General features: G+C 56.9%; 5 protein-coding genes. 1 reads left to right on the plus strand and 4 read right to left on the minus strand.

The window, feature by feature from the left end; genetic code table 11:
* Positions 1-26: 26 nt before the first annotated feature.
* The 4 genes from AOQ71_RS29965 to AOQ71_RS29980 all read right to left on the minus strand — a co-directional run bounded on the left by AOQ71_RS29965 (position 27) and on the right by AOQ71_RS29980 (position 10,261).
* Positions 27-6,494, minus strand: a complete 6,468-nt coding sequence (locus AOQ71_RS29965; RefSeq protein WP_057754538.1) for a non-ribosomal peptide synthetase — start codon at positions 6,492-6,494, stop codon at positions 27-29.
* 1,002 nt (positions 6,495-7,496) lie between these two features.
* Positions 7,497-8,084, minus strand: coding sequence for a GNAT family N-acetyltransferase (locus AOQ71_RS29970; RefSeq protein ID WP_057754541.1), 588 nt, complete (start codon positions 8,082-8,084; stop codon positions 7,497-7,499).
* 901 nt (positions 8,085-8,985) lie between these two features.
* The gene (locus AOQ71_RS29975) at positions 8,986-9,306 is read right to left on the minus strand and encodes a hypothetical protein (protein WP_347336720.1); all 321 of its coding nucleotides are present in this window, start codon (positions 9,304-9,306) and stop codon (positions 8,986-8,988) included.
* A 733-nt stretch (positions 9,307-10,039) separates the two neighbouring features.
* On the minus strand, positions 10,040-10,261 hold the full coding sequence (locus tag AOQ71_RS29980; RefSeq protein ID WP_057754547.1) for a hypothetical protein: 222 nt from the start codon (positions 10,259-10,261) through the stop codon (positions 10,040-10,042).
* 241 nt (positions 10,262-10,502) lie between these two features.
* Here AOQ71_RS29980 and AOQ71_RS29985 point away from each other — a divergent pair, with 241 nt between their 5' ends.
* The gene (locus AOQ71_RS29985) at positions 10,503-11,837 is read left to right on the plus strand and encodes an IS5 family transposase (protein WP_057743291.1); all 1,335 of its coding nucleotides are present in this window, start codon (positions 10,503-10,505) and stop codon (positions 11,835-11,837) included.
* Positions 11,838-11,860 lie beyond the last annotated feature (23 nt).

Here is an 11,860-nt window from a genome sequence, read left to right on the forward strand (position 1 = left end):
CCCTCGATGGCAAATTTGCGGCTCATTCATGGATGATTTCCGAATTCGCGGATCGTCTGCAACAGCTCCTGTCGCAACACCGTGCAAAGATTGCGGGTCACCTCATAACCCACTTGGGTTGGATTATATCTCGTTTCGATCTGTAGCTGGCCGGCTTCATAGCCGACACTGAACCAGAAGAGGTAGTTCACGCCTGCTTCATCCATGTCTTTGCCGATCCAGAGTGGAGAAGGGTCCTTGGCTAGGAAGTGCCGTGGAAAATGGCGCTGCAAACCCACTCGGTAATTCAATCCAATTCGGGGTAAGGGCAGGCGATCGATCCGGCTCCGCACGGCGGGATCTCGGTTCAGGAATTTCATGGCGCGAAAGCCTATTGCGCTGCGCGGCAGGGCATTGCGCTGGCGGTAAATTGATCGAGCACGATCGGGCCGGGGCTCCGTTCCCGTGAGAGCCAAGGGAAGCGGAACGATCTCGCTGATAACGCCGATAATCTGAGATGGATCAAGATCATCAAACAGCCGACCTCGGGTGGAGGTGAGGCTGTCAATCCAGAGCGAATAGCTGCCGAAAACGTGTCCAATGGCGCCAGATATGGCGGCAAGGAACACGTCAAAGTCCTGACACTGCGTCGATCTGGCCGCAATATTGAGGAGACGAGCTGTCGCTTCCTTGTCAATCTCCAGATAGTACTTGGCCTGATCTTCCCAAAGGGACCGGCAAGCTGCTTCATTCAAGCGACCCTCAAGGCCTGCATAGTGAAGCTCTCTTGCGGTCACTTCCGAAAAGCTCGCAGCCCCCGATGAAGTATCGCTGATATGTAAATCGAACTGATGGTAGTCAATCCCCTCCCAGTATGAGAGTTCAGCTGGCGCTTCGCTATTCGCGTAGTGCTCAAGGCGCTTCAACCATGGGGAGAGCATTTGTATGTTCTCGGGACCAGTCACGGCGTGGCCCGAGGCAAGGGTGTTGTACGCCGCATCCATTGCTTCCAGGAAAAGTCGATAGCCTATCCCGTCCGCTACAAAATGATGCAAAAGGAAGAGCAGATGGTAATCGCCGCTTTCCGAGGTGCGGAACGCCGTGATGTTAACAAGAGGCGTCTGGCCGTCAAACCGAAACATATGTTGACGTCTGGCTGAGATGCTCTCGATTGCCTTACGCTGCTCTAGGTCGGTCATTCCGACAAGATCGATCTGCTCCACGAGGCGTTCAGCCACGGAAGGTCCAATTGTCAGACGTAGACCATCGTCGGTCCGGGCAATGCGGAGTCTGAGGCCTTCGTGCCTATCCATGACATGGGCAAGGGCATGCTTGAGAGTTTGAATATTCAGTAGTCCGCGGGGCAAGAAGAACAGATCGCCGATGTTGAAATGCTCATCGAAGCCGGCGAGACGGTTCCAAGATGAGATGCCGGGGGTGACTGGCAATGCGCTGCCCCCCGAAGGGAAGGTATCGGTTGTAACCGCCGCGCCGTCTGCCGCTAATTCCCTGATGGTCGGTGCTCGATAAAGTTGGTCGACAGTGAGAGTCAGCCCGGCTTTGCGCGCCAGCGTGACGCAGCGCACGCTCAGAAGAGAGTTTCCGCCGATATCAAAGAAGTTTTGATCGATTCCGACCCGCTTGGCGCCCAATAGATCCTGCCAGATCGCAGCAAGAATATGCTCCTCCCTCGTGCGGGGCTCAGCAGATGGGCCGGGCCCGACCTCGCGGTAAGGAACGGACGACAGGCGAGCACGATCTATCTTTCCGTTCGCTGTAACGGGGATACTGTCAACCAAACGGAAGTCGGCGGGAATCATATAGGAGGGTAATGTTTGGCGCAGGTGGGTGACAATATCTCCAGAGCTCAGGCTGTCGCGAGCCGGAACCACGCTAGCGGTCAAGCGACGATGATCCTCTATGCCGTCCGCGACGACCGCGGCCTTTGCGATTGCCGGATGAGACTCAAGGGCCGCTTCGACCTCCTCTAGCTCGATACGAAAGCCCCGCACCTTGATCTGGTTGTCCGATCGGCCGCAAATCTCGAGAAGGCCGCCGGTTGAGATGCGTGCGATATCGCCACTTCGATAAAGAATGCTGTATTGTCCGTCATCATACGGATTGGGCACAAAACAGCGGTTGGTCCGATCTTGATCCCGCCAGTACCCAGCACTCACGCAGCGTCCCGCGATGCAGAGCTCGCCGGCGGCTCCGACAGGGGCTCTCTTCAACTGGGCATCGAGCACGTAGAGTTTGACGTTATCGATTGCGCGCCCCACGGGGATGAGCGACGAGCCGTTGTCGGCATCCGATGTTTCGTAGATTGCGGCATTCGACGCACATTCTGTAGCACCATAGAAATTCCACAACGGCACGTCCGGGAAATGCGTACGCCAGCGAACGGGGAGCGAGGCAGGCATCGGTTCGGCGCTGCTTGTGACCAACCGCAAAGCAGTCGGTCGCGGCTGTCGTTCCTGGGAAGCAATGAGGCCGGACAGGAGTGGGGGCGAGGCAAATAAGTGTGTCACGCGATGTCTTACCAACAAGCACAATAATAGATCTGGATCCAGCAACTGCTCTTGGGTCAGGATCAGTGCGGGCACACCTCTTAGAAGCCCCCCAAAGTACTCCCAAGCGGACGCAACAAGTGATGCTGACTTCTGGATAACCATCACGTCGGTACTGTTGAAGCGAAAGCTTCGCCACATCCAGTTCAGTCGATTGAGAATTGCCGATTCCGGTATCAGAACCCCCTTGGCCTTCCCGGTCGAGGACGACGTGTATATAAGGCTTGCAATTCCCTGATCGGATGATTTGTCGTTGCGCTCAAAATCGTACGCGGGCGCGTCGCACTCTTCTACGTTCAGTAGACAAATCGACGGCATGTCAAAACCAAGGTCAGCGGCATTTGCGTGAACCAACAGCTTTGCCTGAGTAACTCGCAGGATATGTTCGATCCGACGACGCGGATAATCCGGCGATATTGGGACAACAATGGACTGCAAGGCTCGCGCCGCAAGAAAAGCAGCGGCCACGTCAGGCGACCGATCGACCAGGATAGCGACCATATCGCCAGCCCCGACGTCGGACGCCTGCAGCAACGACCTGATAGCTGTTACGCGCTCGCGCAAATGGCCGAATGTGATCTCACCGAAATCACCAAAATATGCCACCTGGCTGCAATTGGAGACGCTGATCTGATCGAACGCTTCGACAAGCGAACATTCACCCTCATATGGCTGCGCCGAGCCTTCCAGCGAGTCCAGCATAGTGACGTCTGACGCGCTAAGGCAGCTCAGGTCTTTAATGGGCGCAAGCGGCTTCTCCACGCAGGCTGCAATCAGACAGCGCAGATTGTCGGCCATCCGGACAATCAGATCGCTGGAAAACATGTCCTCGGCATACGCCAACTGGAGGGCAATTTCGTCGTTCTGATCTTGTGCGTACAAAGTCAGATCGAATTTTACATAGCCGGTGTCAAATTCGCGGAATGTCAGATCCAACTCATGTTGGCCAAGTGGCTCCGCTGCCTCGGAATACATGTTAAACATGACCTGGAAGATCGGTGAGCGTCCGGCCTCGCGATGTAGCCGGATATCCCTTACCATCCAACCGAACGGATATGCCGAATTTGCGATGGCATCGCTGACCAAGCCCTGGATTCGTAAGGCATGAACCGCAAACGACTGGTCGACATCGATCGCGGTGCGGATTGGCAGCATATTGAGGAAGAAGCCAACAATTTCAGTGCTGCCAGGTTGATCTCGTACGACGTGCGGTGTGCCAACGATAATGTCGTTCTGACCGCTATACATCTTCAGCAGCAGCTTGAAGCATGCGAGGAGTGTTGTCGACGTGGTACACCTGTGTCGGCTCGCAAATTCCCGTACCTGATTAGAGAGGTCGCTGCCAAGCAGTACCGCATGCGAGGCGCCGCGGTAGGAATTTGTGTGTGGCCGAGCTTTGCCCGTTCCAAGCGAAAGCACTGGCGGATCATCACCAATCTGGCGACGCCAATAGCTACGTTGGTTGGACAGCGCCTCCGGAGTAACGTGCTGCTTCTCCCAGAGAGCGTAGCCCGAGAGTGATGTGCGGTCCTCTGGCAAAAACGCAGCCGCATCTACGTACCGTTGTCGAAGGTCCCTGATTAGAACAGAGATCGACCAGGCGTCGATGATAATTTCGTGAGCGGTGATCAGTATGAGATGGTTGTCAGAGCCAAAACGGACCATGCGCGCGCGAAACAGATGGCCTTGGCTGAGATCAAAGCTTCCGTTCAGCTCTGTGCGCCGTAACTCTGCGATCAGCTCCTCACCTTCCTGCGCCGAGAGATGAGACGCGTCAACCAATTTAAGACGTGCGCATTGCGGAGCATCAAAAAGCTGGACCGGACCGTCCTCGTCGACAAAGCGGGCCGAAAGTGCCTGATGGGAATGAACGACATCGGTCCAGGCGCGATTGAACGCGGCCAAATCGATGGTTCCCCTTATTCGCAGGCCGCCTTGAAGGACGTAGTTCCTGGCAGACGGATCGAGCTGCGAGAGAAACCATAGGTGCTCCTGAACTCGCGTCAGAGGCGATCGCTCAAGCTTTCCGTAGGTCGGGGTTGTGCACGGTTTGGAGTCGAATCCGGCCGAGATCGAAGCCGCGAGAGAGCGGATCGTTCCATTCAGCACCAGCCTGAAATCCGTTCTCACTCCGAGTTGGGTCTGCAACTGGCCCAATATGAGCATTGCCCGGAGCGAATCTCCGCCGAGGCTTATGAATTGGTCATTCACGCCAATGTTCTCAATACGCAAAACTGCGGACCAAATTCGACGCAGCTGGGCTTCGAGTCCTGTTTGCGGTTCCTCGAATGGCGTCGGCAATGGAGGGCGAACACTGGTCGGGTCCGGCAATGCTCCAAAATCGACCTTTCCGTTTCTGGTCAGCGGAATGCGGTCGACGTGGATGATCCTTTCTGGCAGCATGTAGGTGGGAAGCGCTTCGGCAAGAAAGTTCCGAAGCTCGCCTTCCGCCAGTTCAGCCGGAGCTGATACATACGCGATGAGTCGTCTCGATCCGGTGTCCGCCGCGACCCCGGTTATGTCCCTCGCCATTAGCTTTACGCTCGCGCAGACGGAGGTGACCGCGACGGCGCCACGTACCGAATGATGAGCGGAGAGGCGGGCCTCGATTTCTCCGAGCTCAATTCTGTGCCCCCGGATTTTGACCTGACGGTCCCTTCGACCGAGACATTCCAAAAGGCCATCGGAACGAACGCGCCCGAGATCACCTGTCCGGTATAGACGCTGGAACGACGGGTCGTTCGAGAACGGATTTGGCACAAAGGCTTCATTGGTGCGGACATCGTCATTGACGTAACCAGCAGCGACGCCAACGCCGCTAACACAGATTTCGCCGACCTCTCCCGTGTTGCACAGCCGCGATCCGTCGACGACATAAACCTCAAGATTAGAAATCGGCTTGCCGATTGGCACATAAAGGTCAGCCAGCGCAGGCGGTACCGAAACCAGATGATGTGCAACGCCATCCGCGCATTCGGTCGGTCCGTAGTGGTTGAGAATAGGAACCCGGGGATACAAGGCGAGCCACGCGCGCGCCAGTCCGGGTGTTAGAGGCTCTCCGACCGTAGAGATAATCCGCAAACGCTCCAGAGCTCGCTCAGCCACCGCAAGCGACTGCAGATATTCAATAAATATTGCAAGCATCGACGGAACGAATTGAATAACCGTCGCGCCGTACCCTTGAATTGCTTTGAGAAGGGATGCTGGCGATTTCAGTGTCGCATCATCAAGGATCGCGATGCAGCCTCCGGCGCAAAGCCCCGCCAGAAGCTGCCACAACGAAATGTCAAAGCAGTGCGATGCTGTCTGCGCGATGCAATCCGTCCGAGTGAGGGCTAGGGCATTAGTTTTTTCCGCCAGATGATTGTTTAGGGCTGCGCGCTCGATCATTACGCCCTTAGGCTGGCCCGTCGAACCAGACGTAAACAGAATGTAGGCGAGTCCATCCTCGTTCGATGACGGCACGACAGACGAAGTCTGGCCATGTCGTAACGCGGCCTCTATCGGCAAGAATTGCGTGGCGGCTTTGCTTTTCGCCTGCAACACGCTGAGCAAATCCAGCTGGTGTGGGCCAATAATCAAAGAGCAGCGGCTCTGCTCGATCATGAATGATGTACGCGAAGCCGGCAACGATGGATCGAGCGGCAGGTAAGTTGATGCCGCCTTCAAAATTGCGACGACCGCCGTCGCCCAGTCGAGGTCTCGCTCACCCAAATAGCCGACGACCGCGCCCTGAGCGCCATGCTCTTGTAACGTCCTTGCGAGGGCATCCGATCTTGATCGCAGCTCCTTGTAGGTGAGTTCGCCCGCACCGACCCTCAGCGCAACCCTCTCTGGATCCGATCCTGCAATACGGTCGATCGCCATGATGGCGTCGATCGGCAGACATTCCACAAACTGATTCTTGCTGGATCGATCGTCGGTAGCCGTACGTGTCACGCCATCCATCGCTTTGTGCGGCCCTTAAATCAGAAAAATGTTGGGAGCCCATCGATGCAACGGCTCGCCGGCAGTGATCGACGCTCAGTGAACTGAACCCTCACCAGCTCTCAGCATCAGACGTGCCAACTGTGCCAAAGGACGGATGCGTATGCTTTGCGTCGACCGGGGCAGGGCCTCGCGTGTTCATTGTCTGGCCCCGAACAAAACCGTCTTCAATCGAACGTGGTCATGTTAGGTCATCGCCAATCAATCCTGACTGGATAGGGCGACGGTATGAACACCTCGTCGTTTGCGCCCAAAAGCGAATATGGCCGAGCCAGATGGGCCACCCTCCGTGCTATGACTACTCGACCATACCCCTGCGATCTCGCCTCATCAAAAATGTATCCTCGACGCTAACGCGCTGTGTTCACACCGACAAAGTTGTCGCCCACCTTTGCCGCACTTCGAGCTGTCAGTGGCTCCACGCTCTCTTCGGGCTCGAAAACGGCTGACCCCGACCGATCGGACGGGCCGATCTGCCCGGAGGCGATGCGCGCTGGTGGCATCTGCATGGAGGCCACGTTCACTTATGCCGATCTCGCCGCGCGCAGGCATCAGCAGCTTGCGAACGGCCCCGCCTCGACTTTGTTTTTTCTAAAGGCCAGATGCTATCAGCTCGCGCCACCGTAGCCGCACGAACGTAGGGTTTCGTAGCGCTCCTACTCCCGATTGCGCGCGGAGAGCAGGACGGTGCGGATCGGACGCCATGAGCCAATAAAGCCGTATCCTTCCAGTTCGCCGGACGGTAATGATTTAATAGAGCAAGCAGCTTGCCCATTGAGGACTGCAGCTCACTCGCGCTGTAGCGCCTTAGAGGCAGAAACCGCGCGGAGCGTCACGTCGTTGGGGGAGGTGCCTCAAAGCTGGCATCGGCCTTTATTGGTGGTGCAACTCTGGCTAGACCAATTCGCCGTCCGCAGGGAAGCTTCGGCATCAGGAGGATGCGAAGGGTCTTCCGAATTTGGCTCAATAAGCCGTTCGCAACATTGGCGTGAGTGGCGGCGAAGAACCGTGCTGTATCTCTCCAATGACCTTGAAGCCGTGACGTTGGTAAAAGGGAATGTTTTCCGGATTCGAACTTTCGAGGTAGGCAGCGATGCCCTGCTCATCACATCGTTGAAGAGCGTATTTCATCAGCAATGTGCCAAGCCCTTGTCCGACCCAGTTCGGGTCGACGGCAATGAGAGGCAGATACCAATGTGGCTCGGGGGGGTGATGTTCGGCCATTCCCTGCCGTAGATGTGCCATATCTTCGGTGATCTCCGGGCGCAGGGACATCGCCATGATTGCGTCCAGCGCATCCTCATCTTGCTGCACGTCCGGAGGCAGCCACAGGGCCGCGGCGCGACTCTCGCCCGTGACGTACGCTGTGCCATGCTCGAATGCTCCTCCGCCACAGGCGTTAATGAATTGAGGCATGCTCCTAAGATATTGCCCTGGGTCAGGCCAACTCCAACGCATCAACGGATCGGCGGCAAAGCCGAGCACAATTGTCCAGACGGTGCTCGCCCGAATGCTTGCGTTCGCAGAGGTAACGTCCGACTCGGCTGTCATGATGTCGTTTTTGGGCGTCAGAGTTGCAAAGGTACAGCACAGGACCGATACCTCTGAACGAGAGCAGACTGGATGCACCACGGAGGTTTCTTCGGATGCTTTTGGTTCCCGTGCCGGGCTTGCCTCCTGCCTCAGAAGGCCGCCTTCGACGGCCGCTTCGGACGAAGGGTCCCCGGTGGTCATCTGGATCCTGCCCTTCCTAAAGGAAGCGTCGACTATCTCGGCGTCGACAACGTTCGGCAGCCCGCTCGAAAGAAACGATAAGAACGCTTTGGGATTGCAAGTGCGAAGGAGTCACGGCACGCAATCGATGCGAACATCGTGCGATGGCGGCGCTTGAACCGGGCTCCCGGCAGCCGAGCAAGTTAGCAAGCGTCGCGCCTCGAAGTCGAGATTAGGCAACATCGTTTATGAGGGATCACCTCGTCTCCCATTGAGCTGTTCTGAGTAAGACTTCTTATTCAAAACACGTGCCAACTGCGAAACCGCATAGACTATTGCCCTCAGTCTCTTCGCCGTCAGCGCCCTTGAGACAAATTGAGAGACTTTCCGAATGGAGGAGGTCCGGTTCATCGTAGCCATAAGGGACGAAGCTGAAGCAGCGGGATGTCCCGATCAAACTAACGGATGCCGAGCGTGATTCCGTCTTCACGCTGCCTCGCGGAGGCGGGGCATGTCAGGTAAATCTCAAGTCGTGGCGAGTGAAGAGCAGCTGGCGGCACTTGGGTCCTTGCAGTCTCGCGCGGTCACGGGAAGGCCGATTGGGCGAGAGCCGTATTGCTGACGTTATCGGGTTGACCAGCCCACGCATTGCGCAAACGCTTCGGTGTGAGCGCGCGAACGACGGGTCGCCATTCACTTTTGCCGAAATAGGCACGGCATTCCGGACAGGCAGTTTTCATCACTCTGGCGGCTGCGGATTGTTGGCGGGATTGGTATCGTGCTTAATTATCCGCGCAAACAGTCCGCAGCTGACCAGCGGCTGCAGGGCTGTCTCCAATGCATCGGCAGTTGCCTTGGCATAGACTTCGCGGTCGTCCACGTAGACTGCGAAGCTCTTCAAGTACTTCTTTCGCGTCGCCGGAGTCTCGATCGTCGCCTTTGTCCATTCGTAGAGCGGATACCGCTCGATGCCGTATTTTTCGCCGGCGGCCACATACTCGCCAAAGGCATCGAACAGACATTTTGGCGCGGCACGATGGGATACGAGGATATCGAACAATGGCCCCAACTTCGGCTCTTGGCGTCTTAGTCGTATCGCCTCCGCCGCAGCCGAATCGCTTACATCAAATCTAAGCTGGTATTCCCAGTGAGGCGTCACGGCTTTCCTCTCGCACCCGAGTGTTTTCTCAGCTACTCCAGGCCCTTCCGAAGTAGGTCGTTCGGCAAGTTTAGGGCGTCAACTAGCATCACCCCGGGAGGGCAGGCCGGTATCTTACAACAACGAACACATTTTCTTATGGCCAGCCATGTCTCTTCACCGCCAGTTGGTCAGCGATGCAAGCTGCGATTAGGCGAGGAAATATACTAGTGAAAGCAATCTTGCGCTCCTCCAGGAAATGGTAGGGAGCGTGCGCTGCACTTTCGGATATTTTCCGCTGCCTACACTCAGGAGCAAGAGCGGGGCGAACCAAGAGTCGGGCGACCAGCGCCTGGAGAAACTCATGGATACGTTACAATCGCGGACGCGATGATCCGTGTACGGGGCATAACGGGCCTATGAACAAAGATAAGAGTGAAAAGTACGGAGAGCGCGAAACCCAAGAGCGTTTAGGCTGCTCTACGTGGCGCGCTCAAGACACCGCATGAGCCGTTGAAGGTAAAGCCCAAGAAACGGGCAGCGGCAAAGAATGCAAAAAAGCCCAAGAAGACTGGAGCTTGAGGAATGGATACGGATGTGAGGATGTCCATCCTCTAAGGTCAGGTCATGAACCTGACCTCCAAGTTGGCTTCGCTTAGAGAGAGTTTGCTGCGTCGATCAGCAATTGCTTTGTCCGCTGACGCAGCGCAGACTCAGCCTCGCCCTCCTTCTCTTGATCATTGTCAGCCACCGGAAAATTTACGCTAACATTGGAGTAGTCGTTTGGCTTGGTTGGATCTTGCGCCTGTTTCATGATGGACACGATGCCGCGATCGTTATGATAGTCCAGCATCAGTTGTGTTACTTGCCAAGTCATAGGTCAGTTTCCTTTCAAAAAGGGCCAACCTTGACTGCATAAGAGAATCTGGAGTCTACTCCAGTCATGAGTCGTCCGTGAAGAATGCAGATCGGGGCTAGGAAACAAGCGAAACTGGTCTTGATGTAGTATTCGATTTTGCAGGAAAGCTGGTAGTTGGACCTCGCTTTCTTGCGTTTTGGGATTTTGCTTTTGAGTGATTCGTGATTCCCTGAGGGTGTCGTCGACATTGGGGAATGCGATGAGCAAACCGCGGGACGATCGCCAGAAGGACCTGCTGCTTCCGGCGCTCGATAAGATCATCGACATGAGCCATCCGCTGGTGCGGTTGGCAGCGCTGATCGACTGGAATATGCTGAACGATCGCTTCAGTTCAGTGTGCCAAGCGGGGTCGGGACAGCCTGGCCTTCCGACGCGGCTTGTCGCCGGCCTGTTCATCTTGAAGCACATGCACAACCTGTCGGATGAGGTGTTGTGCGCCCGCTGGATCGAGAACCCTTATTACCAATACTTCTGCGGCGAATTGAGCTTCCGCCACCGTCTGCCGTTCGATCGATCGTCGATGACGCGCTGGCGGCAGCGGCTCGGAGAGGAACAGCTCGTCGCGCTGATCCAGGAAAGTCTGTCGGTGGCGCACAAGACTGGCGCCATTGGCCCCAAAGACCTAGAGCGGGTGGTCGTCGATACGACGGTTCAGCCCAAGGCGGTTGCGCATCCGACCGATGCGCGGCTGATCCATCGAGCAATCATCAAGCTCGTCGGGCTCGCCAAGCGCAACCGTTTGCCGCTGCGCCAGAGCTATCTGCGCCTGGCTAAGCGTGCCGCCATCATGGTCGGCCGCTATACCCACGCGCACCAGTTCAAACGCGCCAGGCGCCAGCTCAAGTTCCTGCGGACACGGCTTGGCCGGATCATCCGCGACATCCGCCGCAAGATTGATGGCCACACGGTGCTGGAAGCTCGCTTCGGCCCGCTGCTCGGTTTAGCGCAGCAGATACGCAGCCAGGATCAGCATCAGCGTGGTCCAAAGGTCTATGCGTTACACGCCCCGGAGGTCGAGTGCATCGGCAAGGGTAAAGCCCGCGCGCCTTACGAGTTCGGCTGCAAAGTCAGTATCGCCACCCCCGCGACGTCTCCAAAGGGCGGACAGTTCGTGCTCCACGCCAAGGCCCTGCACGGCAATCCCTTCGACGGGCACACGCTCGGCCCTGTGATCACCGACATGGAGAAGCTCACCGGCGTGGAGACGCGCCGCATCCACGTCGACAAAGGGTATCGCGGCCACAACCACCCGCATCGGTTCAGGGTCTGGATCTCGGGGCAGGTCCGCCGCGTCACGGCTTCCATCCGTCGCGAGATGAAGCGTCGCGCGGCAGTCGAGCCGGTCATCGGCCACGTCAAGGCCGAGCACCGCATGGACCGGAATTATCTCAAGGGACGCCTCGGCGACCGCATCAACGCTGTTCTCGCCGCTGCAGGTTACAACTTCGGCCTGCTCCTGCGATGGCTCGCACAACTCTTGCGTATCTTCATCCGAGCCTTCATCGAGACCGACCCCGCTCAAAAAATCGCTTGAGCCTCGTTCTTCACGGACGACTC

This window comes from Bradyrhizobium manausense, assembly GCF_001440035.1.
Lineage (GTDB): Bacteria > Pseudomonadota > Alphaproteobacteria > Rhizobiales > Xanthobacteraceae > Bradyrhizobium > Bradyrhizobium manausense.

Bases quoted from the DNA above. Each gene is read 5' to 3' on its own strand.
- AOQ71_RS29965 (WP_057754538.1), bottom strand. From the start codon at position 6,494: ATGGATGGCGTGACACGTACGGCTACCGACGATCGATCCAGCAAGAAT.
- AOQ71_RS29970 (WP_057754541.1), bottom strand. From the start codon at position 8,084: ATGACAGCCGAGTCGGACGTTACCTCTGCGAACGCAAGCATTCGGGCG.
- AOQ71_RS29980 (WP_057754547.1), bottom strand. From the start codon at position 10,261: ATGACTTGGCAAGTAACACAACTGATGCTGGACTATCATAACGATCGC.
- AOQ71_RS29985 (WP_057743291.1), top strand. From the start codon at position 10,503: ATGAGCAAACCGCGGGACGATCGCCAGAAGGACCTGCTGCTTCCGGCG.